Genomic DNA, 25,143 nt, shown 5'->3' with positions numbered 1-25,143 from the left:
AAAGTTCTACTAGGTTGCTAGGTAAACCAACAAACACCCTGGAAATTTTTTAGCCACCTTGATGATTGCTGATGCAAAATTAGTGTTTTAGAGGCAAGCACACATTTAAATTTTCCGTTTAACCAGCATAAGCAAGCGAACAACTTTAGACAAATACTTTCATGCTTTTAGCACCCGTGCCAGATTATAAGGAAAACATCGGCGTCTTGCGTCAATTTTTCCAATAGCCTTGGACGACAATCCACAGAGGCAAATGCTGAAGTAACTCTCAACACCTGTGGCAATTTGGTAGATTTCGCAGATTATACCTCACCCTGAAGAAAAGTGAGCATTTGTGCAACAGTATTAATTGTAAATATCCGGCTCTATAAACTTATGATCTACGAAATTGAGAATTGTTCAGCCTCAACTAAATCTTGTGGAATGCGATCGCTCATGTACAAACAATATAAAATTACTACACTAGATTCTTCAGTTTTTGAACAGTTTCGTTGAGGTTGATAGTGGCATTTTTGACCAAAGAAATTCCAGTAGCGGTTTCTTTTGCCCCCAAATTGATTGCACTCATTGCTGATACAACCTGCTGTACAGCAATAGCTTGCTGTCTAGCATTGAGGACAATCTGTTGATTGTTCAGAAATACCTGATTGACAGCATCTGCGATACTTGCGAATGCATCCCCCGTTTCTTGAGCCAGTTTGATCCCTTCGGTTGCTTTTTTAGTACCCTCATCAGTCACCATTACCGCAGAGTTAATAGCCACTTGTACTTGATTAACTAAGACACTGATCTGATCAGCTGATTTCCGACTTTGGTCAGCGAGTTTGCGAATCTCATTAGCTACCACTGCAAAGCCTTTACCCTGCTCACCTGCACGCGCTGCTTCGACTTCAGCATTCAAAGCCAACATATTGGTTTGGTTTGCCAATTCTGCTACTAAATCAGAAATTGTAGAGATTTGAGTAGTCTGTTCACTTAAGTGTGTGGTCTGATTAGCGATCGCCATTACCTGATCTCTTAACTGCGAGATTCCTGCAATCGTGAGACTAACTGTTGTAGTTCCTTCTTCCGCGAGAGTTAATGCTTGCTTAGCTCCGTTGGCAGAGGTTTCGGCTTGTTCGGCTGACTGGAGTGCAGAAGTCCCTACCTCATCAATGGTAGTGGTTGTTTGATTCACTGAAGCAGATTGTTGCAAAATGATACGTTCCTGCTCAAATACACTAGTAGCAATATCCCCGGAAGAGGTCGCGACTGCATAGGCGGCTTCGTTAATTGGCTGCATGATACGGCGGATGACGTAAAATGAGATATAAATTCCAGCCCCAACACTAACAAGCCATCCACCCCAATTAATAATAGTTGACAATTGCTGAAATTGATTTGATGCTGCTTCTGTTTGCTGTAAAAGCCTCTGTTCTTGTTGCTCCATTTCAGCTAGTGTAGCTTTGATGTCATTCATAATTTGCTCTCCTTTGTTGGAAGCTAGCACAGCAAGAATTTCTTGATCTTTTCCTGCTTTTTTCAGAGCAATAGTTTGTTCTAATTCGGAAAATTTTGTCTGAGCTAATTGTATAATTTGGTCAGTTTTTTCGATCTGAGATGACTCGTCATTAACTAGCTTTTTCAAATCCTGACTACGCGCTTGAAAATTGTTTTGTAAAGTTGCAAAGCGTTGCAGATAGTTTTCTTTGCCAGTGAGCAAAAATCCACGCTGTCCTGTCTCAGCATCTACTATATCTTTCTCCAACTGCTTTAGCAGTAGCTTAACTTCATATGTATACTCCTCGATTTTGTGCATTTGTTTTAACTTAGCTTTAGAAATTTCCGAAATTGTCGTTACAATACCTGTCAATATGAGGACAATACCAAAACCTATAGGTACAATTTGATTAACTTTCAAAGGGCGTTGCACTTGCTTTTGCATGATTTTTATTCCTCGAATACTTAACGCAAACATGATTTTTAATAACAGTGAACACCCTGGTTAAGATTTTTAATTCACTCTTAACTTTCTTGCAGTTAGTTTTTGAGATCAAGCCACAACACTTGCCTCACAATCAACACTCAATAAGAGTAATTAGCAGATTCAAAAAGCATTTTCTAAATAAAATTTATAAGTCTTAAGAAATCTTAATAAGCAATGTTCTGAACCAAGCAACATACTTTCATTGTGGTGATGCGATCGCTCTTTACCTAAATTTCTACAGTTGTGTTGCCAAAAAGCCTATGCTCTGATAAATGTACTTAAGTATCTACCGATAGTTTTTTACAATAATACAGAAATCTCCTGGGTGCAATACCGTTAGTACGAACATCTACCTTGGGAGAAAAAATGAATAATCACAATCAAGAGGTTATGGTATGCAACCATTGTGGCTATGATACCAATCCTGTTACAGCTACAAACTGTTTAAAATGCGGTCAACCGCTAGACGTTTTTCCAGCAAAAAAAGTTAATAAATCTACTAAACCAGATTCCAAATTGTTGGGAGAATTGCTGCTCACACCTTGGGCAATTTGGCTTGGTTTTGGTCTGCTGTTTCTGCTGCTTAGTTGGTTAATCTTCTCGTTTTTTGGCAATTTTAGCAGTCTGAATAATCGCGATGATACTAGAGTTGTCAATTCCCGTGGTAGCAATCAGAATATCCCCCCTGATGTTAAACTTTACGATTCGATCAAAGATGTAGCAAATGTACCTTCCGGCACATTTAACTATGGTGGTGGTAATACTTTTGCAGCTTTGACTGCTCAAGGCTTTCACGAAGCTATCACTAGATCTCACCCAAATTTTCGCCTCCGCTTCACTGAACCTAGAGACGGTAAATCTGGTGGCAAAAAGGGTGTGGCTATGGTGCTTGATAGCCAACTGAGCTTTACTCTATACGGAGCATCTCTTGAGGATGAACACTATAACAAAGCTCTACAAAGAGGCTTTCAGATCAAGCAAGTGCCAGTGGCTTTAGATATGTTTGTCTTCTTTACCCATAAAAATATCTCTATTCCTGGGCTTTCAATTGATCAACTGCAAGACATATACAAAGGCAAAATAAGTAACTGGAAGGAAGTAGGAGGGCCGGATTTAGCGATCGCACCTTTCGCTAGAGACCCAAAATCTACTAATTTATTGAATGAGCTTCTCGGAAAAGAAGTAGATCAACTCAGTTCTAAGGTACAGTTAGCCCGTGATTACACTGAGATAATTCGTAAGGTTGCCGCAACACCTGGGGGAATTTCCTTTGGAGGAAGTGGGCCAATTCTTGGTCAAAAAACAATCCGCCCTCTCGCTATCGCTCAAGCTAATACCAAAGATTATGTGCAACCCTTTATAGATGATAACAAGCAGGTTAATACTACCGCACTGCGCGATGCCTCTTACCCTATGACCCGACGCATGTTTATTGTGTATCGCCTTGATGACACGATCGATCAACTAGCTGGAGAAGCCTACGTCAATATGTTACTAACCAAAGAAGGTCAGCAGATTGTTGAAAAGGCCGGGTTAGTTCCCTTGCGCTGAAACACCTTTGGAGTACTTTGTTAACTATAAATTTGCAAAGACAAACGACTCGCAAACCACCATTTAATAATCATAGTGTGTTGCTTGGCTTCAAAAGAAATTCCCTAGAAATAAATAGATTTAGATAGATTTAGGTGTAAATTAAGTGATATCTAGAGTTTGGTCAAATTTTTTGCTGCTTAGCCCTGCTGTTGTGGTGGCAAGCTTTGCTGTTTTACCCTCAACAGTTTTAGCTGAAGTATCTATAAATGAACAAGTTCAGCCAGAATTTACAACTATAGCTGAACTTTCTCCAAATAATCAAGCACAAGTCAGTTCTATTTCTCAGTTATCTGATGTACAGCCTACAGATTGGGCATTCCAAGCACTACAATCCCTGGTAGAACGATATGGTTGTATTGCTGGCTACCCAAATGGTACGTACCGGGGCAATCGATCCATGACGCGATACGAATTTGCTGCTGGTTTGAATGCTTGTTTAGACCGAGTGAATGAACTTATTGCTAGCGCTACGAGTGATTTGGTGACGAAAGAGGATTTAGCCACACTGCAAAGACTGCAAGAGGAGTTCTCAGCAGAATTAGCGACACTGCGCGGTCGTATCGATGCGTTAGAAGCGCGCACAGCTGAACTAGAGTCAAATCAATTTTCTACCACTACAAAACTTAATGGTGAAGCGATATTTGCCGTAGCTGGTGTTTTTGGTGACAATGCAGCCGATCAAGATAACGATTCTGATAACAACCCAGATTTGCAAGATAATATTATCTTCGCAGACCGTGTGCGTCTGAACTTTGATACCAGCTTTATGGGTAAAGACCGTCTGCGAGTCCGCTTGCAAGCCAGAAATATCACCGAATTTCAGGGTAACGTCACAGGTACTAGAATGACCCGTTTAGGTTTTGATGGGAATGAAGATAACGATGTAGAGTTAGATGACTTGTACTATTACTTTCCCTTAGGGGATAAGGTAAGAGTCGCAATTTCTGCTGCGAATACAGAATTGAATCATCTTGTGGAAACCCTAAGTCCCTTTGAAAGTTCTGGTAATGGTAGTATTTCGCGTTTTGGAAGATTTAACCCTATCTACCGAACGGCTGGTAGTACTGGGTTAGTGGTCAATTATCAATTTAGCGATCGCGCCAGTCTCGATTTAGCCTATATGGTTCGCGATCCTGAAGATTCTAGTGGTGAAAACGGACTGTTCAACGGTAACTATGGCGCTGTAGCACAATTCATCTTTGAGCCAATCAATAATTTAAATCTAGGCTTGACTTATGTCCGCTCCTATAATGCCGGAGGTAGTAATAGTGGTATCAACCTCACAGGTAGTACGGGTAGTACCAATGCTGTCAGACCTTTTGGTAATGTTTCTACCTCAGCAGATTCCTTTGGTTTAGAAACTAGCTGGCGCATCAGTTCTCAATTTACTCTTTCTGGTTGGTTAGCTTATTCATTGGCACGATCAGAAGTCAGCGATGATAGCGCAGATATCTTGAACTACGCTGTAACATTGGCATTTCCAGACTTAGGAGGAAAAGGTAATTTAGCCGGGATCGTCATAGGAATGCCACCAAAAGTTATAGAAAGTAGTCTGGTAGAAGATCAAGATACTTCTTTGCACATAGAAGGTTTTTATCGGTTGCAGGTTACAGATAATATTGCCATTACTCCTGGTTTATTTGTGATTACTAATCCAGAACATAATGACAATAACGACACTATATTTGTAGGAACAATTCGGACTACCTTCAAGTTTTAAATCTACTTCTGATATCATGTCAGTTTGAGGACTTATCATATCTGTGAATGTCGGTAATCGGTAATGGGTAATAGGTAATGGGAAAAACTAATTATCTATTACCCGAGCAATTAATGCATACTTTCAGCAATCATGAATGCTCCCGTACCACCCAATACCCAAGCAATTAGTTTGCGGAGATTGGAAGATTCAATCTTTTTGAGAGTTTTTGCTCCAATATAACTACCTAGTAACGTTGTTGGCACGAGTGACAAAAGAAGTGGCCAATGCACTCCCAAAGTCAACATACTAGCTGTTCCACCAGTAGCTAGAGTCAGAAAGTTAATAGCTAAGTTTGTTCCTACTGCTTCCTTTGGCTCCATACCTAAAACTTTAATCATGGCAGGTAATCTGATACTAGCTAATCCTAAACCCACTATACCTGCTAGTAACCCTAAGCCTACTCCAATTCCTATTTCAATCAAGAAACGTTGGTGAGTTGAAAGTTTATCTTCACCTTGATTAGGTTTTTTGGGATTAGCTATCTGAAAGCTTGAGTAAATAAGTACAATTCCGATAACAACTTTTATCCAATCTGCTTGTATCCGAGCAAAGGCAAGTACACTGATAATTGCACCGATTGCTGAGGGAATACCTATTGCACAGACTACCCGATAATTAACACGACCCTCCTTAATGTGATAATAGGTACCAGCACATGCGCCCATAGCAGCAGTAGCTAGATTTGTACCTGTGGCAATACCTATTCCATTAGCAGTTGATTGTAAGGCATATACAATTAAAGGTAGCCGAATCTGACCTAACATCAACCCTACAGAAGCGCCAAAAAAGCTTAAAACAAAGGAAACAATTCCAAGAATAATGATGATTGAATAATTATTAGCACTAAACATTGATGCACCCGATTTATCTTGAATATTTTTAATAGGCTTGATGAAGATTAAAATATGTGGAAATTCATGAATCACAGGTAATAATAGTGCTTGAGTATTCAAGCACTGTTACTAATCAATTTTTAATTTTTCTCACTACTTAACTGCTTATATTTCGGTATAAAACCAAGCTGAAAATAATGAGAATATTCGGAAATTCCGTTAAAGTGTAATCTATTTAGTTTGCGAAATTCATTTTCTGGAAAAGATGTTCTTCCGTGTAAAACACTTGCATTATCAAGTATAATAATTTGATGAGGTTGAAGTTGAAAAATCAATTGATTCTTGGTATCGTTGACATAATTTTTAATCAGATTGTAAGCCCTTTCTATTTGTGGTGGAATCGCAACTGAGATGATTGCATCTGCCCTAAAACACATGAATATTCTGTCTTCGTACTCTGTAAATATTGCTCGTTTACCTGTTTGCTCACCTCTGGTTATAGTCAATGGATAATTGAACAAATTCTGTAATTCTTCAGGATAGTTGTTTCTTAAATATTCATAGACAGTTTCAGCATAAATGATTTGAGATAATCCTCCTGTTTTGGAGGGGACTTCACACTGCATAGCAACAATTTTAGGAGGTTCCATTTCAAAAGACCCATCTGTATGCATGAAATGGGTTATATTACTTGTAGCTACGTAAGTTTTAGCAAGGGAAGAGTCGCGTAAGTTTTCAATTGTACTAATACCATTAGGAGCAGAAAGCTTATGTTTCTTGATGGAGCCAAAATACTTTTGTAAAGCTAACAAATTTTCTTGCAGATTCGGGATTGGTTCACATTCCAAAATGACAAATTTAAACTTATTAAATATTTCAAACAACCTTTGTAAATCTGAATTGGAAATTTCTGCAACTTTGCTAATTTTTATTGTCAACTGATTAAGATCGAGTTTAGTAGCATCAAGAAGTTCTTCGTTGTGTAAATTTACATCAAATTTGTACTGGGCTGCGTTGATATTATTTGTGACCATTCTTAGATCTCCTTGTTTAGATGCACTTGTTTAGATTTCAGAATGAAATTACTTTCACAACACAAATGGATAAATTTTAGCAGTATGCTTGCAAACTAGAATGCTGGTTAAAAGTAAGGACTTAAGATTGTTGATTCTCTGCATAAATAGTCATTTTGTTGTTGCTTTTATTGTAACTAAAATCCGTAGCAGTGAAAATAAATAAGCGAATTCATAAGCTTGGATTTTGCACCAAATTGATTATCCATCAGGAAATAAATTTTCACCCCTCAAGCGTATAAGTCCTATAATTCAAATAAATTTCTTGGTAATATTTGGTTACTCAGTATTAATCTAAAAGCCCTTGATTTAGCGATCAAAACCCATAAAAATAATGTGGCTTTATCGCACATATCCTTGCTTAGTACAGTTTTATACTTAAATCGGTGCAAGCTTTAACCTTAGAGAAGGTTTACAGGTATATATTTTCTGGGTTAGCCGACTCCCAGGTATAAAAATTCAAGCTTTACTTTTTCAGAATCAATAGCTTTTAATTCTTCTTTTCATGAAGTCTTGCTATCCACAACGTAAACTTCTACAGACTTAGGAAGTTATTCTCGAATATGAAAGTCTTGTGGATAATATATGGGAGCAAATGCTAATATGGTTAAACACTATTTAGGCCAGAAATAACCAATAGTTCAGGTAACCAATATTATAGTTGCAAAAAAAGTAGTATGTGCGCACCAAATCTTTTTCTGTTCCAGAACTAGCATTCACTAGTCGTGCAAGCACACTTTTAATAACAGTCGTGGGCATCATCACATCCTCCCGCTGTTTTGCATCCCCTGAATTAAGTTTAGAAACTTTTCTTCGTTCTACCCACAACCTAGTTCAATAAATTGTGCATTTTCAAAACCTTACACTTTGGCTTGGGCATGAGTGGTAGAAAAGACTATTATTTTTCTTCCTCTAAAACTATAGACTGATCAAGCAAATAAAGCAATACATTAATCTCTAAAAGAGTTATTTAGATAAATTACATAATACTGACATTTTTAAATATTTATTTTATCTATCACCTGTTGAGTAAAATGAGAATTCGCGACCGCTTACACATCACTCTCAAATTTACTACCACCAAAAGGGAGATTAATTGAGGCGAAATGCCAACACAGAAGTCAAAACAACTATCTCTACAAACCGAAATCGGCTGGTCTTTGGATCAGCGAGATCCACAATTTATCAAATTTTTGATGCCTTTTTGGGAGTGGCTGTATAAATACTATTTTCGAGTCCAGACTAGTGGCTGGGAAAATATTCCCGGCAACGAAAAAGTTTTATTCGTAGGTTCCCATAATGGCGGACTTGCTGCTCCTGACACACATATGATGATGTACGACTGGTTTAGACGCTTTGGTGTGGAAAAACCAATCTACGGTTTGATGCATCCCACGGTTTGGAAAGAGTTCCCGATTATAGCACAAACAGCTGCTAAAGTTGGAGCCATCATCGCCCATCCAAAAATGGCGATCGCAGCTTTGCGTTCCGGCGCTAGCGTAGTCGTGTATCCTGGTGGTGCAGAAGATTTGTTTCGACCTTATTCTTTGCGTAATCAAATCTACTTTGCTGAACGCCAAGGCTTTATCAAACTAGCACTACGAGAAAAAGTACCCATAGTACCACTCATTTCTACTGGCGCTCATGAGACACTAATTATTCTTGCTGAGCGTTACGACTTAGCACAGCAATTGCATCAATGGGGAATGCCTTGGCTATTTGGTATCGACCCAGTTGTCTTTCCGATCTATTTAGGTTTACCTTGGGGATTGTCCTTTGGGCCTTTACCTAACATTCCTTTACCAGTACCCATCCACACGCGAGTCTGTCCACCAATTGTTTTTGAACGCTATGGTAGAGAAGCAGCGTGCGATCGCGATTATGTAAATGCTTGCTACGAACTTGTCCGTAGTCAAATGCAGCAAGAGTTGGATAATTTGATTAAGCAGTAATCAGTTATCAGTTAGCAGTTATTGATTACTGATCACTGTTAACTGGTGAGTTAACTGGTGACTGTAAAAGTGGGTTTTGGCCCCGCGCCCCAAATTTATTTGAGGGCGGGATGCTGGGCTTATGACATCTATCGAAATCAGGTTAATTCAGATTAGGCATAATGGAAAATGCTACAGGTAAAAGACTGGAACAATACACTATTCAACGTCCCCAAGAAGTCTTATTGGTAACAGTAGAAATTGCTGGAGAGGAAGACCAAATTGCCATATATAAAGGCTTTTCGAGTTCTTTGATGCGTCCTACAGCCTTCGACCCCGATGTGCCTGTTTTGCCAGAGCAAGCAAATATTCTCAGAATAGACATAGTTGCGAGTCCTTATAACCCAGAAGCACCCCGCTATATTCAACAAGCACTAACTTGGAAAGATATGGAATCTCTCTTGTCCCAACTTCGGATATAGGTATTGATTGGTTGTTGGTGGTTGGTGGTTGATTGTTGGTAGTTAGTTGTTAGTTGTTAGTTGTTAGTGGCTTAATACTCCTCACACTCCTCATACCCCACCCTGCCTTAAGCCGCTTGCGCGTCTACACATCCCTCACACCACCTCATCACCCCATCACCCCACTACCCCATCTCCCCACCTCCCCGACCCCCAATCCCTATACTCATAAAACGCGAAACAGTTTGTTCACGAATCGCAAAATTATGTTAATTTATTATGAATAATCATAACAATCCCCAATAAATATATTTTTCACTAACCACTCTAGGGTAACTTTTTCTTCTTAATACCATTAACTAATACGTGGGCAAGACAAGCGCGGTTTAGTAGCGTTTGTATAGGGTTAGTTTAACCCTAAAAGCTTGGGAAAGCTGAGGAACACATGGTGTTAGCAAGACCGTAGAGCAACAATTTTTCTATTTACATTACACACCTCTCCTGATCATGAGTACAGCGGTGACCCTACCAACAGAACAAGCGTCTCAAATTGTAGAAGATTTGGGACAAATCAATCGCCAAATGATTGTTATTCTCGATTTTGGTTCTCAGTATTCTGAACTGATAGCCCGCCGAATTCGAGAAACTCAAGTTTATTCTGAAGTTCTTTCCTATCGCACCACTATTGAACAGCTGCGAAAGCTGAATCCTAAGGGAATCATACTCTCTGGTGGCCCCAGTTCAGTTTATGACCAAGGCGCTCCCAAATGCGACCCAGAAATTTGGCATTTAGGAATTCCCATCCTGGGTGTTTGCTATGGTATGCAATTGATGGTGCAGCAGTTGGGTGGGGAAGTAGCCAGAGCTGACCGAGCTGAGTATGGTAAAGCATCATTATATATAGATGATCCCACAGATTTATTGACCAACGTCGAAGATGGCACAACTATGTGGATGAGTCATGGTGACTCAGTCACATCAATGCCATCAGGGTTTGAATTGTTGGCACATACAGAAAATACTCCTTGTGCTGCGATCGCTGATCACAACCGTAAACTCTATGGTGTTCAGTTCCATCCAGAGGTAGTACATTCTATTGGTGGTCTGCCATTAATTCGCAATTTTGTTTACCATATTTGCGAGTGTGAACCAACTTGGACAACCGCCGCTTTTGTCGAAGAATCAATTCGTGAAATTCGCGCTAAAGTCGGTGACAAGCGGGTGTTGTTGGCCCTGTCTGGTGGTGTTGATTCCTCTACCCTCGCCTTTTTGCTGCATAAAGCGATCGGTGAGCAATTAACTTGTGTCTTTATTGACCAAGGCTTCATGCGGAAGTATGAACCAGAGCGATTGTTGAAGTTGTTTCAAGAGCAGTTCCATATTCCTGTGGAGTACGTTAATGCTCGCGATCGCTTCTTAAAAGCTCTCAGTGGTGTTACTGAACCAGAAGAAAAACGTCGTATTATTGGACACGAATTTATTAGAGTATTTGAAGAGGAATCAAGACGCCTTGGGCCCTTCGATTACTTGGCGCAAGGTACGCTATATCCAGACGTGATTGAATCTGCTGACACCAACGTTGACCCACAGACAGGGGAACGAGTAGCAGTGAAAATTAAGAGCCATCACAATGTCGGTGGCTTACCCAAAGACCTACGATTTAAATTGGTAGAACCACTGCGGAAACTATTCAAAGATGAAGTCCGTAAAGTCGGTCGTTCTATTGGGTTGCCAGAAGAAATCGTGCAGCGTCACCCCTTTCCTGGCCCAGGTTTAGCGATTCGGATTTTGGGCGAAATCACTGCCGAACGCTTAAAGATTTTGCGGGATGCCGATTTAATTGTCCGGCAAGAAATTAATCAAAGGGGCTTGTACCATGAGTACTGGCAAGCTTTTGCCGTATTGTTGCCAATTAAGAGCGTGGGCGTAATGGGTGATCAACGTACCTACGCTTATCCCATTGTCTTACGCATCGTCACCAGCGAAGATGGCATGACAGCAGACTGGGCGCGTGTACCATACGACGTACTAGAGGTGATTTCCAACCGGATTGTTAACGAAGTTAAAGGAGTTAACCGGGTAGTTTACGATATTACCTCCAAGCCACCTGGAACTATTGAGTGGGAGTAAATTTTGTTGTTTGTTGGTAGTTGGTAGTTGTTTGGAAATACAAACAACCAACAACCAGCAACCAACAACTAACCCCTAAATGGCAACAAGATGGTGAAAGTTGTACCTTTACCTTCACCATCGCTAGTTGCTTCGATAGTTCCGCCATGCAATTCTACTAAATGACGAGCGATCGCTAAACCCAATCCTAAACCACCTTGTTTGTGGGATTCTACCTGACGATAACGTTCAAAAATATGAGGTAAAAAGTCAGGACTGATACCGATACCTGTGTCAGTAACTGTGATTTGAGCATAGAAGTTAGACATAGAGAATCTATTCCTCATACTCTCCTTATCCGCATTGCCCCGTGTCTCCCTTGTCACTTTATCCCCATGTCCTCTATTTGTATATTTTATTACTTGCTCTAATCGTATTTCCACTCGCCCTCCTTCGGGAGTGAACTTAATAGCATTAGAAAGCACATTTCCTAAAATTTGCTGCAAGCGATTCGGATCACCAATAATTGGTGGAACTGCATCGTCAAGCTTAGACTCCAGACAAATATTTTTGTCGTCAGCGCTTGGGTAGACAGTTTCTAATGCTGTCTGGATAATAGTAACGAGATTGACTTGACATAACTGCAACTCTAGCTGACCCCGGAGTATGCGTGACATATTCAACAAATCATCTATGAGTTTTGCTTGAGATAAAGCATTACGTTCGATAGTTTGCAAAGCACGGATAGTAGTTGCTTCATCCTGTCTACGACTTTGTAGCAGTTTCGCCCAACCCAGAATGGCATTGAGAGGAGAACGCAGATCATGAGATACCATAGCCACAAACTCATCTTTAGCACGATTTGCTGCTTCTGCTTCCGCACGAGCAGCTTGCTCAAGTTGATAAAGACGGGTACGTTCTGCTTCTAATTGTTTACGCTCATTTATATCTGTACTTGTGCCAAACCACTTCACAATCCGTCCTTGCTCATCCTTTTTGGGCAAAGCTCTAGCTAAAAACCAATGATAGGTTTGGTCATGACAGCGGTAGCGCAATTCTACTTCGTACAGTTTTCCTGTATTTAAAGACTGTGTAAATGCTTGCATGACTCGTTGCGTATCCTCTGGATGCACAACTTCCAACCAACCAGAGCCAATCCCTTGCTCAACAGCTTGTCCGGTAAATTCATACCATCGTTGATTGAGATATTCACATTCACCGTTCGCATCACAAATCCATATTATTTGTGGTATTGCTTCAGATAAAAACCGATAGCGTTCTTCGCTTTCTCGCAATGCTTGTTCTATCTGCTTTTTTTTGGTGACATCCCGCCAAGATGCCACAAAGCCATCTCCCAACTTAGCCACACGGATATCAAAGGCTCTAGTGAATTGTTGTTTACCAAATATATCTGTGTAAATAAGTGATTCTTTCACAAACGGTTTGCCTGTATTTACAACCTGACAATACTGCTCAAACAAGCCATATTTTCTATGCCCAGGTAAAACTTCGCACAAACTTTTACCTAGTTGTTCTTCCTTGATCATCAGGTTAGATTCACAAGCTGCTGCGTTCAAATAATCTATTCTAAAGTCTAGAATTTCCCCTGCTTCATTGCGAATTGCTGAGTAAATACCGAAACAGTCCAGCATATTTTCAACGGAGGTACGAAAACGTTCTTCACTACGTCGCAACTGCTGACGTAGCTGGACATTTTCAATCGCAGAGTGGATAGTAAAGCGTAAACTCTCTGCTGTGATATCTCCTTTAACCAAGTAGTCTTGAACACCACTTTTCATTGCCTGCACAGCAACAGTTTCATTACCATGTCCTGTTAACATAATTACAGCTGGCATACTGCCGTTGCTCTGCTGTTTTAATTCTCTGAGAAATTCCAGCCCATCCATATCCGGCAACAAAAAATCCAATAATATACTGTCAGGCTGGAGTTGCTGACAAAGTTGTAGGGCGCTTTCCCCTGTTTCCTCTTCTAGAATTTTGTAGTTGTATTGTGGGTCTTGCAACAGATAGCGACGATAGACTGCGCGGTCTTCCGAACAATCATCAATAATTAAAATGATTAACTGTTGTTGCACCATGACTACCTGCTGATATTATCGGGAAGAACCACAATATCCAACCAATAAGCAAGGAAGTTTTGTAGCGTTTGTTTTAATTTATTAATGTCAATTGGTTTGAGAATATAACTAGCTACATTATTGCGATAACATATTTCGATATCTCTGGGATTGGCAGAGGTAGTAAATACTATAACAGGAATATCTTTGAGGTTTTGATCCTGCTTAATTTGTTCTAATAATTCTCGCCCATCTGTTCCTGGTAAGTTCAGGTCAAGTAAAATGAGTGAGGGACGAGGAGCAGTTTTAGGATCGCCGTAGGCTCCAGTGTGGTAAAGATAATCTAGTGCCTCGTCGCCATCAGCACAACGAAGAATAGGATTTAATACTTCTTGACGGTACATCACTCGCCGTAAAGCTTCAAAATCTTCGTCGCTGTCTTCAATTACAAGTATTAATTGAGTGCTATTGCCAATCATAGAAGGATGAAGGATGAAAGCTGTAGATGATCTAGCAGGGGCTTTCTGTAGGGTAGGGTGAGGCTAAAGAGCAAAGGGATAAAAACTAAATTATTTAATACTTCATAGTTTATACTTCATCCTTCACCCTTCACCTGTGAAGAAACACTTGGCTTGGGGTCGGAAGTAGAGATGAGTTCAAGTCTAAAGCCAGAGCATTTTTCTTTTGGTTTTTAACGATCCTCATGGGTATCAACGCCACGGTCAGCGATCGCCTGATAGCGTTTGTCTGTTTCCTTCCTCAAGCCTGCAAATTCACATTTTATCTATCCTGTCAAGGCGTAAGTCCTACTCATTAGCCCTTTGAAGGTGGGTAAAAATTCTTGCGCCATCAATTCCTCTGTAACCTCTTATCTCTGTGTTCTCTGATCTCCACGGTTAAATAAATTACTTTTAAACCACAGAGGCACAGAGTTAGCAGAGGAAAAAAGAGGTTTTATGAGTCAGCTTGAAAGAGATAGTTCTACCCACTACCGTGGAAACCCAAAGCAAAGCTTTGTAGTATCTGGCGTGAAGATTTGTATAAAGAATTTTGTGAAATGGTATCAGACATAATAAACCATTAAAAAAAACCTGGTTTATTCCAGAAACCAGGTTTCTAAATAGACGCACACTAATCAATTTAACCTTTCACACAAATAACCTGCTTGAGTGTAGCTACAACTTCCACTAAATCAGATTGATTTGCCATCACTTCATCGATAGGTTTATAAGCACCGGGAATTTCATCCAAAACGCCTGTATCTTTACGACATTCTACCCCTTTTGTTTGCTCAATTAAATCATCAAGAGTATAGACATTTTTTGCCTTATTTCTTGATAGTAAACGGCCAGCACCGTGACTACAAGAACAAAAGCTATTAGCACAACCTTTACCTTTGACAATGAAGGATTTTGCCCCCATCGAACCAGGTATAATGCCATAATCTTCTGTTTGGGCACGCACCGCACCTTTACGAGTTACGTACACTTCCTCACCAAAATGTACTTCTTTTTCAGCATAGTTATGATGGCAATTTACCTCTAGTAAAAGTTTTGTCGCTTTCCCACCTGCTAAATGCTTTTCGATAATGTGTTTGAAACGTGCCATCATCACATCGCGGTTAAAACGTGCGTATGCTTGCGCCCACTGTAAATCATGCCAATATGTTTGGAATTCTGGTGTACCAGCCACAAAATGAGCTAAATCTGGATCAGGCAAATTATTACCTGCCATTTTTGCTAATTCTTTAGCTGTATTAATATGAGACTGTGCTAGCATATTCCCGATATGGCGGGAACCAGAATGCAGCATCAACCAAACTTGGTTCTCTGTATCGAGACAAACTTCAACAAAATGATTACCTCCGCCTAGAGAACCCATTTGTCGCATCGCTTTTTCTTGCAAGTTTTGTACCCCTGGATGCAAGTCTTTAAAATCTCGCCATCTTTGCCAGTTAGTTACAGCTTTTTCTACTTCTTTATTTTCGTTAAAACCTGTAGGAATTGCAGCTTCGATATCTAAGCGAATTTTTTTGAGCTTACCTTCTAATTGTTCACTTTTAAATGGTGTTTTGATTGCAGCCATTCCGCAACCAATATCAACACCGACAGTCGCAGGAATAATTGCTTCTTTAGTGGCAATTACAGAACCTACTAAGGCGCCTTTACCCAAGTGAACATCTGGCATTAATGCTACATGTTTAAATACAAATGGTAGCGATGCCACGTTTTTCGCCATCTTGGTTTCTTCTGTTCCCAAAGGATGATTTGCCCAAGATAAAACAGGAGATAATGTAGAAATTTCTAATTTTTCGTAAGGCATATTTTTAAAAATAGTTGGTGGTTAATAGTTAATAGTTGTTTGTTGGAGATATTGCCAGATCCCCGACTGTTTAAAAAAGTTAGGGATCTGTCCCCTCGCAACTCCTCAGAAATTATGTCGTTGTGAGTAGTCTATGTCATTAGTTTTGATGAGTTGTGAAAGTTCGTAGTCAGGACTTTAGCCCTTAAAATTTAGCGATAAATCGCTCACTACAAACCTCTCAGAATTAATGACACAGACCAGTAGTTGGACAAAATTAAATTCGTTGGTGGAGACAGGTAATCTGCACTCTTAACCATAGGCAAGAAAGAAAGAATATGTGAATTAATACTGCGTAGTTACTTATTTATGAATTGTTAGTATTTTAGCCAACAATCATAAGATTTTTCAGTATTAATCACTAGTTATAGTCAGGAAAGAGCTTGTATTGCAATTGTAGTATTTTGTAGTACAAATGTCAACATCATCTTATGAACTACGTAAATCAGAACGGATGAAAAAACTTTCTTTACTTCAGCATAGCTGCCTACTGCCACGTCACGTGCGACAACGGAGGAGCCAGCGACGGCTACGTAGAGGAGGCGCGGGTGTGGAAGGAGTGTCCGAACTTTAAGCGCCGTCGCCGTGGTTTCTCCCCCAATCCCCCCGAGTCTCCCATGAGTGACTGGCGTCACATAGCGTGGAACCACCAAGGACGCAGTGACTCCTCTGCCTTTTTCAAATTACCTCACCAGGTAAAAAACTTTTCCCTATTTTCCACTAATACCAATTCAATTAATGATTGCAACACATCCTTGGATAAAGACGCGATTCATCGCGTCTCTACAAGATGGCCTATCTGTCGCATTCTTTTAGCGAATTGGTATTACTTATATAGTTCTACCTCAAAGACAAAATCAAATAGGAAATGAACACAGATAATAAGTATGTTTTTTATCTGTGTTCATCTATGTGTATCTCTGGTCACACTATATTACTACCTTTGGACTAGCCAAAAAAGCTACTTCCAGAGAAAATGTAACATAAACTACAAAATTTCTATTTTTTTCCAAAAAAAAGGCTAGTCTAGATATATACATCCGGTTCGATAAGGATTTTATAGAACCGTGATTGGGAGACTCTATGATTTCAACATCTCTACAACCACTGGAAGCTCCTTCTCCAGCGTATATTTGCCCATTAGACCAAGCTTGTAGCTACCTGGAAGCAGCAGGACGAGAATTAAAGCTAGATCAAGGTCTGTTGGAAGTACTTAGTCATCCACGTAAGGTAGTTACAGTATCCATTCCCGTAAAACGTGATAGTGGCGAAATACAGATTTTGGCAGGACATCGGGTGCAGCACTGCGATGTTTTAGGCCCCTACAAGGGTGGTACTCGTTACCATCCGGCGGTAACACTGCGAGAAGTATCAGCCTTAGCAATGTTGATGACCTGGAAATGTGCGCTACTTGGTATTCCCTACGGTGGTGCAAAGGGAGGCATTGCTCTAGATCCAAAACGTTATAGTGTTGGTGAACTAGAACGAATAACACGACGTTACACCAGCGAATTGATCAAAGATATTGGCCCCAGTATAGACATCCCTGCACCAGATATGGGTACTTCTGCCCGTGAAATGGCTTGGATGATGGATACTTACTCTGTGAATGTTGGTCATGCTGTGCCAGGAGTTGTAACTGGTAAACCCCTGTCTATCGGTGGTTCACGGGGACGAGAAATGGCAACAGGACGCGGCGTAATGATCATTGTCAGAGAGGCTCTACTTGATCGAGGCAAATCCTTGGCGGACGTGCGAGTAGTTATCCAGGGTTTTGGCAACGTCGGCAGTGCAGCGGCTTTATTATTCCACGAAGCTGGAGCGAAGGTGATAGCTGTTTCGACTGGGTCTGGAGGAGTGTATTCCAAAGAAGGTCTTGATATCCCTGCTTTGAAAGCTTATGCGACTGGGAACCACAGGAGTGTTGTTGGTTTCCCAGATGCAGTACCGATTAGCAACGCTGAGTTACTAACTTTACCCTGTGATGTCTTAATTCCCGCAGCTTTGGAAAACCAAATCACAGAAGAAAATGTGAATCAGGTGCAAGCCAAGATAGTTGCAGAGGCGGCTAACGGGCCAGTGACTCTGATGGCAAGCCAAGCACTAGAAGCGCGGGGTGTAACGGTATTACCAGACATCTTGGCTAACGCTGGCGGCGTAGTGGTGAGTTATCTAGAGTGGGTGCAAGGTCTTTCTTATGTATTTTGGGATGAAGAACGCGTTAACCGTGAAATGGAACACCTAATGGTGCAAGCATATCGCCAAGTGATTAAGCACTCAAGGACACGGCAAATTTCTCTAAGGTTAGCAGCTTATACTTTGGGAGTTGGTCGGGTTGCCCAAGCCCTCACTGATCGGGGTTTGTATCCTTGAACTTAGCAGATAAGATTAAGTATATCGACCACCGATGCACACAGATACACACAGATAGATTATCGGTGTTTATCCGTGTGCATCTGTGTTCGTCTCTGCCAAAAACACTGAGCGATCGCTTAAAATTTTCCTAAGTACTTTTTTATTCCTATAGTAGCCACAAGAGCAAATTTAATTTGTATTTTAATTGGAAGGGAGTATCTATGTCGTGCAGCCGGATTTACTAGGCTTGGAAATAACTAAGGGAGAACTCAAACGTTTAACTGGCGTCAAACCAGAAGATTTTCTCCTACCTTCTATGATGGCAAATCGCAAACAACGATTTGCATTTTTGATGAAGGAAATGCGGGAAACGCTGTTGCTAGTTTTATTAATTGGCGGTTTGATTTATGCGTTAATCACTCTGACGATTGGTTCCAACATTGGCTTAGGAATCGTTTTACTCATCGCTGTCGCAATTGCAGTTGTACTTGGACGTTGGTTGTGGCGACGTTTTCGCTATCCTAAGACATTGATCATTCTTTTAAATGAAGTTGATAAATATCATGCAGTTGTACAAGCGGTAGATAATCTCGATCAGCTAGCAGTTTCTGACAATTCAGAAAATAATATCAATGACAGACAAACTGTTATTACTGCCCTGGAATTGGTAAGAGAAGATTTAGTTCGGGCTTTGAAAATCGAGCGAGTATTAAGAGATAATAAAAAACTGCTTCCTGAGCAACAAGAACTGTTCGTCAATAATTTAGCTAATCTCCAAGCCTTACAAATTAGCAGTTCCACTGGAGAATATGCTCAAATTCTCAATCAGTCATTGCAGATTGACTTGGATATACAAAGCCAGATAAGAAAATTACAACAGTCGCTCCCTTAATATACAAATGACCATAAAACCAAAAATAATCGTCCTTGATGATGATCCAACAGGTTCGCAAACAGTCCACAGTTGTTTGCTGCTAATGCGTTGGGATGTGGACACTTTACGCCTGGGATTGCAAGACGATGCACCAATTTTCTTTGTACTAACAAATACAAGAGCGTTACCACCTGAGTCGGCTGCATCTGTCACCAGGCAAGTTTGTCAGAATTTGCTAGCAGCTTTAGGGACTACCCCCCCACCCCCGCAAGCAGGCGATAGGGAAGGATTTCTCATCGTCAGTCGTTCTGACTCGACTTTGCGGGGACATTACCCGATAGAAACCGATGTTATTGCTCAAGAACTCGGTCCTTTTGATGCTCATTTTCTTGTACCAGCATTTTTTGAAGGTGGACGTATTACCCGCGACAGCATACATTATCTAATTGTTGATGGTGTTCCTAAACCTGTTCATGAAACAGAATTCGCTCGTGATTCTGTGTTCGGCTACCATCACAGTTACTTACCTAAATATGTGGAGGAAAAAACACAAGGGCAGATCAAGGCAGACTCCGTAAAAAGATTTTTACTTGCAGATATCCGTAATGGCTGCTTAGAAGCCTTGATGAATCTGAGTGGTAATCAGTGCTGTGTTGTCGATGGAGAAACTCAAGCGGATTTAGATCGTTTTGCCCAAGATGTATTATCGGCAGTCAGTCAAGGGAAACGCTTTTTATTTCGCAGTGCTGCTAGTATCTTAACAGCTTTGGCTGCTTTACCCCCGCAAGCGATCGCTCCAGAAAATATGGCTGAGTATGTACGCAATGGTAAGCCAGGAGCAGTGATTGTCGGTTCTCATGTCAAAAAAACTACTCAGCAGCTAGAAGCACTACTACGAGTAGAAGGTACATTCGGGGTTGAAGTTGATGTGGCGCGTTTGTTAGATGATGTGGATCAATCTGCCCGATTGTTAACCGAAGTCCTCGAAAGTGTTCGCACTGCCCATGCAGCTGGCAAAACACCAGTAGTTTACACCAGTCGCCAAGAACTTACTTTTAAAGATGTGAATACACGCTTACAATTTGGGGCTAAGGTTTCCCGTTTATTGATGGATGTTGTACGGGGTTTGCCAGCAGATTTAGGATTTTTGATCAGTAAAGGTGGTATAACTTCTAACGATGTCTTGAGTACAGGCTTAGCCTTGACTTCTGCCCGGTTACTTGGTCAAATTTTACCAGGTTGTTCAATGGTGCGGACTCCTGCTGACCATCCCCAATTTCCTAATTTACCAGTGGTACTATTTCCAGGTAACGTCGGTGATGCTAATGGCTTGGCGACTGTATATCAACGACTGAGTCAAAAAACTAAGTAAGGGACAAGGGGGACGACTTGGGGGACACGGGGGACAAGGGAGGGGGAGAATAAACACCAATACCAATGCCCAATTTCCGATCCCCGATCCCTATTTTCAAAGACGGATACGCGATTTTTGGATACCATTTCTCGGATCAGTTACAGGAATGCCTGTGTTTTGAAAATTTGCAAGAGTGTCCGCAACACTAGCAGATGGGTTCTTCTGCTTAAAAATAGCCCAAGCTCCTGTTACATGGGGAGCTGCCATTGAAGTTCCATAGAAATTAGCGTAATTACCACCCGGAACCGAGGAGTAGATTGCTTCTCCTGGAGCCAGAAGAGATAGAAATGAAGCACTATTAGAAAAATTCGATACTTCATCAGCATTACCGCCAGAACTACCGTCTTTGGTAGAACCGACACTAATTGCTGACGAGATGCAAGCAGGGAAACTTAGACCGTCAATGCTACCATCATTTCCGGCAGCAATGACAGTAGCTATACCAACAGAACGGAGGTTATCGACGATTGCCTTGAGGTTTCCATAGCTAGCATCACAGTTAGTCGTATAGCTACCCCCTCCCAAACTCATGTTAGCTGCTGCAATTGAGAAACTGGAACGGAGGTTATAAACCTGTTCTAGAGCTCGTATTTGATCACTGGCGTAACTCAAGATACAGGGTGATGGAAGCGGCTGGCATTGTTCAGCAGAATCAAATCGAGAGAAGATTTGAATAGCAATAATCTTAGCGTCCTTGGCAACCCCAGAAAAACTAGAGCCATTACCCGCAGCGATCCCAGCCACATGGGTGCCATGATCGCAATCAACAATGGTGCTGGTGCAATTAACTGCGGAACCAGTACCCACCTGTTGAGCCGATCCATTCGGGCATAAACTTGTACTTTGGTAGGTTGAATCAGTAGTGGAATAACAAGCTTCTGAAACTACCTTGCCTGCTAAAAAAGGATGGCTGGAGTCTACACCTGTATCTAAGATGGCAACTGTTTGCCCTGCACCCGTAAACCCACTACTCCAAGCATTATTAGCTCTAGTTATAGGAATACTTTCCATCAGCGTCGCTGGTACAGCTATGTCCTCTTGAATACTGATAATGTTTGGATCAGATTGAAGAACCTTCAAAGCCCGAGCATTGAGCTGGGCAGCAAAGTAGGGAATCGTCTGAAACTTGGTGATTACAGCGGGTTTGTAAGTTGAAAGCTTGCTCAAGATGACATTTTGTCTTTGGGCGATCGCTGTTCTTTGACTCTGAGCCAAAGAAGTTGCTAGCCTGCCTTCGGGTATAAAATTTGCTTTTAAACCAATGATGACTCTGACAGTACCGTATTTGTTGGCTTTAGAAATTAGGTTATCAAAATCTAGAGTTTTAGTTTGTCCAAAGCCATTACCAGGAGGACTGATCTGAGCATGAGCAGGAGCTATCAACGTTTTAAAGCTGACAAGGGCTATAGATAAATATGAAAAACAGGAAAAGTATAATAAACATGAATGGATTGTTGAACCTAATTTCATTACTTATAATCCTTGTTAGACAAAAATCCTTCTAAACGAGGAACTTAATATTATTGGAATTTGGATAAAAAGAGAACCGCTAGTGCAACCTATAAAATAAAAATTACCATCACAATTTGTCTTAATTCGTATTTCAGCGGATAAACAAGAGGTTTTTGTTAAATAAATTTACACAACATATAGGGTTAATCGTGTACATTTATACTTTTGATTGAAAAGAGGTAACTTCGCTAGCTTTGGTTGGAAGCGGACTGAAGAAAGACAGCTATGCTGAAGATTTTAGAAAAAATTTATACTAAACAATTTAGTCCTCTGCAATTCTGTTCAAATGGTTTGTTGCCAATATAACTTCCAACATTTGGGAATAATTTGTGCTAAATTCTTATACCAAGCCAGGGTAAAGATGCATTATTAACGTGAGTTTTCCAAGAAAAGAATTCGTTCTGCCTCAGGTCAGTTTCATAATTTGCAACTTGCGAGAAGGCAGTATCAAAGACAAATAATTTAATATTGGTAGTTGCTCAGTTTCTCTCTTTAGGCTAATGCTGCATGACTTCTGATTCTGCTATCCCCAATCTCAAGTCAAATTCTGCTGTTGATGATACAGAATCAATCTCCAGCCTTTGTGATGTAGAGGTAAAGTTTACTGTTGCTGATACAGAGACAAAATCTGTTGTAGCTGTTGATGCGGAGTCAAGTTCTATACTTCCAGAAGCGGAGATCAATTCTGTTCTACTGTATTTAAAGTCCAATTCTGTTCTTACTGAATCAGAATCAAATTCTGCTGTTGCTAGTGTAGAGTCTGATACGGTTGTGGATGCAGAATTGCCTGTTGACCCTGTGGATAAAGAACCCCCTAAATCACCTCCACTGGAAAATGGGGTCAATAAAAATAGCCAAGTTCAAATGAAAACAGAGGAGGGAAGATTTTTATTAATTTTACCCACAGAATCGCAACTGTCTGCTTCGGAACGCAATTGGAATGAAATTTGGCAACAGTTAAAGTTAAGACTCAATGGTAGCGATCGCTTCACTGCACCTAATACTCCTGTGCATTTGGTAGCAGGCGATCGCCTTTTAGATGCTAGACAACTGCAACAACTTGCTGAAACTTTGAGCGAAGTGCAAATGCAACTGAAATCGGTTGCTACCAGTCGTCGCCAAACAGCGATCGCAGCAGCTACTGCTGGCTACTCTGTTGAACAAATACAACGAGAAAATATCCTGGCTTCTGAATCTAAAATCAGCAAAAAACCCTCGAAAGAAGCACTATATCTAGAAATGACGGTGCGTTCTGGTGTAGAAATTCGCCATCCTGGTAGCGTAATTATTTTAGGAGATGTAAATCCAGGTGGTATCGTAGTTGCAGATGGTGATATTCTCGTTTGGGGTCGTCTCCGAGGAGTTGCTCATGCTGGTGCTGGGGGCAATCGTGAGTGTCTGATTATGGCCTTGCAAATGGAACCAACCCAGTTGCGGATCGCAGATGCTGTTGCTAGAGCGCCAGAAAAATTACCAATGCAGTTCTATCCTGAGGTGGCATACGTCACACCCCAAGGAATTCGTATCGGTAGGGCTAGTGATTTTTCTAAGACCCAATTTAATAGGATGAACCCAGAGCTATAAAGCTCTAGTGTTATATATTTACAGAAACATCATCAAGCGCGTTTGTGTCATGACTCGCATTATTGTGATAAGCTCCGGTAAAGGAGGCGTGGGTAAAACCACTTGTACAGCCAATTTAGGCATGGCTTTAGCAAAAATCGGGCGTCAAGTAGCATTAGTTGATGCGGATTTTGGCTTGAGAAATTTAGATTTGTTGCTAGGACTAGAAAATCGCATCGTTTACACGGCGGTAGAAGTTTTAGCTAGGGAGTGTCGCCTGGAACAAGCATTGGTAAAAGACAAGCGCCAACCAAATTTGGTCTTGTTACCAGCAGCACAGAACCGTACTAAAGATGCAGTCACCCCTGATCAGATGAAGTTGCTGGTGAATGCATTGGCACAAAAGTATCAATATGTGATTATTGATAGCCCCGCAGGTATTGAAATGGGGTTTAAAAATGCGATCGCCCCAGCTAAAGAAGCATTAATTGTTACCACACCAGAAATTGCTTCCGTCCGAGACGCCGATCGCGTCGTCGGGTTATTAGAAGCACAAGGTGTCAAGCGCATTCATTTAATAATTAATCGGATCAAACCCGCAATGGTACGGGCAAATGATATGATGTCTGTGCAGGATGTTCAGGAACTTCTGGCAATTCCTCTAATTGGGGTCATTCCGGATGATGAGCGCGTTATAGTCTCTACCAATCGCGGCGAACCTTTAGTATTAGCAGAAACTCCCTCTTTAGCGGCTACAGCCTTTGATAACATTGCTCGCAGATTGGAAGGTGAAACGGTCGATTTTCTTGAACTCGACTCACCCAGCGACAGCATCTTCTCTCGTCTTAGAAGATTGTTGTGGACAAAAATCATTTGATATTTTTCCCCATCTGTCCATACCTAGCAGCAATGATCATTGAACTTCTAGAACGATTATTTACTCGTAATTCTGACGTTAACAGTCGCAATCAAGTTAAACGTCGCCTGCAATTAGTGATTGCTCACGATCGCGCTGACTTAAGCCCCCAGATGATAGAAAAAATGCGGCAAGAAATCTTAGAAATTGTTTGCCGTTATGTAGAAATCGAAACGGAGGGTTTAGAGTTTTCTTTAGAAAGTAATCAGCGAACCAGTGCCTTAATTGCCAATGTCCCTATACGTCGGGTTAAAGAAGCTGAACTTAATGAAAAGAATGAAAATAAAGAAAATAATGAGTTGGAAAGTAGCGAAATTATGTAGTTATTGGCATTTTTATTAA

Annotated in this window: 19 protein-coding genes; 12 read left to right on the top strand and 7 right to left on the bottom strand. The window is 40.9% G+C overall.

Features of this window, described 5'->3' with window-relative positions:
- Positions 1-457: 457 nt before the first annotated feature.
- The gene (locus UYI_RS0125455; RefSeq protein ID WP_016869508.1) at positions 458-1,924 is read right to left on the bottom strand and encodes a methyl-accepting chemotaxis protein; all 1,467 of its coding nucleotides are present in this window, start codon (positions 1,922-1,924) and stop codon (positions 458-460) included.
- A gap of 408 nt (positions 1,925-2,332) precedes the next feature.
- Here UYI_RS0125455 and UYI_RS0125450 point away from each other — a divergent pair, with 408 nt between their 5' ends.
- Both UYI_RS0125450 and UYI_RS0125445 read left to right on the top strand, forming a co-directional pair.
- The gene (locus tag UYI_RS0125450; protein ID WP_016869507.1) at positions 2,333-3,517 is read left to right on the top strand and encodes a PstS family phosphate ABC transporter substrate-binding protein; all 1,185 of its coding nucleotides are present in this window, start codon (positions 2,333-2,335) and stop codon (positions 3,515-3,517) included.
- Between the two features lie 145 nt (positions 3,518-3,662).
- Positions 3,663-5,279: an iron uptake porin gene (locus UYI_RS0125445; protein WP_016869506.1), complete on the top strand. Its 1,617-nt coding sequence runs from the start codon at positions 3,663-3,665 to the stop codon at positions 5,277-5,279.
- A 110-nt stretch (positions 5,280-5,389) separates the two neighbouring features.
- Here UYI_RS0125445 and UYI_RS0125440 read toward each other — a convergent pair whose 3' ends face one another.
- Together UYI_RS0125440 and UYI_RS0125435 are read right to left on the bottom strand one after the other, a co-directional pair.
- Complete coding sequence (locus UYI_RS0125440; RefSeq protein ID WP_016869505.1) at positions 5,390-6,274, bottom strand: sulfite exporter TauE/SafE family protein; 885 nt, start codon at positions 6,272-6,274, stop codon at positions 5,390-5,392.
- Between the two features lie 20 nt (positions 6,275-6,294).
- On the bottom strand, positions 6,295-7,188 hold the full coding sequence (locus UYI_RS0125435; RefSeq protein WP_016869504.1) for a TauD/TfdA family dioxygenase: 894 nt from the start codon (positions 7,186-7,188) through the stop codon (positions 6,295-6,297).
- 1,145 nt (positions 7,189-8,333) lie between these two features.
- Between UYI_RS0125435 and UYI_RS0125425 the strand changes: the two genes are divergently transcribed.
- From UYI_RS0125425 to guaA, 3 genes are all read left to right on the top strand, one after another.
- Complete coding sequence (locus UYI_RS0125425) at positions 8,334-9,179, top strand: lysophospholipid acyltransferase family protein (RefSeq protein ID WP_016869502.1); 846 nt, start codon at positions 8,334-8,336, stop codon at positions 9,177-9,179.
- 161 nt (positions 9,180-9,340) lie between these two features.
- Entirely contained in the window at positions 9,341-9,640 is a 300-nt protein-coding gene (locus tag UYI_RS0125420) for a DUF7734 family protein (RefSeq protein ID WP_016869501.1), read from the top strand.
- A 486-nt stretch (positions 9,641-10,126) separates the two neighbouring features.
- Positions 10,127-11,749, top strand: a complete 1,623-nt coding sequence (guaA, locus tag UYI_RS0125415; RefSeq protein WP_016869500.1) for a glutamine-hydrolyzing GMP synthase — start codon at positions 10,127-10,129, stop codon at positions 11,747-11,749.
- A gap of 68 nt (positions 11,750-11,817) precedes the next feature.
- On the opposite strand, the gene UYI_RS0125410 is transcribed toward guaA, so the two are convergent.
- The 3 genes from UYI_RS0125410 to UYI_RS0125400 form a co-directional block, all read right to left on the bottom strand.
- Entirely contained in the window at positions 11,818-13,827 is a 2,010-nt protein-coding gene (locus tag UYI_RS0125410; protein ID WP_016869499.1) for a hybrid sensor histidine kinase/response regulator, read from the bottom strand.
- Positions 13,828-13,829: 2 nt separating this feature from the next.
- Entirely contained in the window at positions 13,830-14,285 is a 456-nt protein-coding gene (locus UYI_RS0125405) for a response regulator (protein ID WP_016869498.1), read from the bottom strand.
- Between the two features lie 661 nt (positions 14,286-14,946).
- Entirely contained in the window at positions 14,947-16,128 is a 1,182-nt protein-coding gene (locus tag UYI_RS0125400) for an RtcB family protein (protein WP_016869497.1), read from the bottom strand.
- Between the two features lie 454 nt (positions 16,129-16,582).
- Here UYI_RS0125400 and UYI_RS37195 point away from each other — a divergent pair, with 454 nt between their 5' ends.
- From UYI_RS37195 to UYI_RS0125380, 4 genes are all read left to right on the top strand, one after another.
- A complete protein-coding gene (locus UYI_RS37195) occupies positions 16,583-16,741 on the top strand; it encodes a hypothetical protein (protein ID WP_157226389.1) in 159 nt (52 codons plus the stop codon).
- Between the two features lie 509 nt (positions 16,742-17,250).
- The gene (locus UYI_RS0125390; RefSeq protein ID WP_016869495.1) at positions 17,251-18,540 is read left to right on the top strand and encodes a Glu/Leu/Phe/Val family dehydrogenase; all 1,290 of its coding nucleotides are present in this window, start codon (positions 17,251-17,253) and stop codon (positions 18,538-18,540) included.
- 208 nt (positions 18,541-18,748) lie between these two features.
- Positions 18,749-19,414, top strand: a complete 666-nt coding sequence (locus tag UYI_RS0125385) for a hypothetical protein (protein ID WP_016869494.1) — start codon at positions 18,749-18,751, stop codon at positions 19,412-19,414.
- A 7-nt stretch (positions 19,415-19,421) separates the two neighbouring features.
- Entirely contained in the window at positions 19,422-20,768 is a 1,347-nt protein-coding gene (locus UYI_RS0125380; RefSeq protein WP_016869493.1) for a four-carbon acid sugar kinase family protein, read from the top strand.
- 96 nt (positions 20,769-20,864) lie between these two features.
- Here the strand turns inward: UYI_RS0125380 and UYI_RS0125375 are convergent, their stop codons facing one another.
- The gene (locus UYI_RS0125375; RefSeq protein ID WP_235148018.1) at positions 20,865-22,193 is read right to left on the bottom strand and encodes a S8 family peptidase; all 1,329 of its coding nucleotides are present in this window, start codon (positions 22,191-22,193) and stop codon (positions 20,865-20,867) included.
- A gap of 636 nt (positions 22,194-22,829) precedes the next feature.
- Here UYI_RS0125375 and minC point away from each other — a divergent pair.
- The 3 genes from minC to minE are packed head-to-tail and all read left to right on the top strand — an operon-like array spanning position 22,830 to position 25,124.
- On the top strand, positions 22,830-23,906 hold the full coding sequence (gene minC / locus UYI_RS0125370; protein ID WP_016869491.1) for a septum site-determining protein MinC: 1,077 nt from the start codon (positions 22,830-22,832) through the stop codon (positions 23,904-23,906).
- Between the two features lie 49 nt (positions 23,907-23,955).
- Positions 23,956-24,762 carry a septum site-determining protein MinD gene (gene minD / locus UYI_RS0125365; RefSeq protein ID WP_016869490.1) on the top strand — a complete coding sequence of 269 codons (807 nt, stop codon included), beginning with the start codon at positions 23,956-23,958 and terminating at the stop codon, positions 24,760-24,762.
- Positions 24,763-24,794: 32 nt separating this feature from the next.
- Positions 24,795-25,124 carry a cell division topological specificity factor MinE gene (gene minE / locus UYI_RS0125360; protein ID WP_016869489.1) on the top strand — a complete coding sequence of 110 codons (330 nt, stop codon included), beginning with the start codon at positions 24,795-24,797 and terminating at the stop codon, positions 25,122-25,124.
- Positions 25,125-25,143 lie beyond the last annotated feature (19 nt).

This window comes from Fischerella muscicola PCC 7414 (assembly GCF_000317205.1).
In the GTDB taxonomy this organism is placed as follows: domain Bacteria; phylum Cyanobacteriota; class Cyanobacteriia; order Cyanobacteriales; family Nostocaceae; genus Fischerella; species Fischerella muscicola.
Note: the sequence above shows the minus strand (reverse complement) of the source record. Positions and strands in the feature narration are given on the sequence as shown.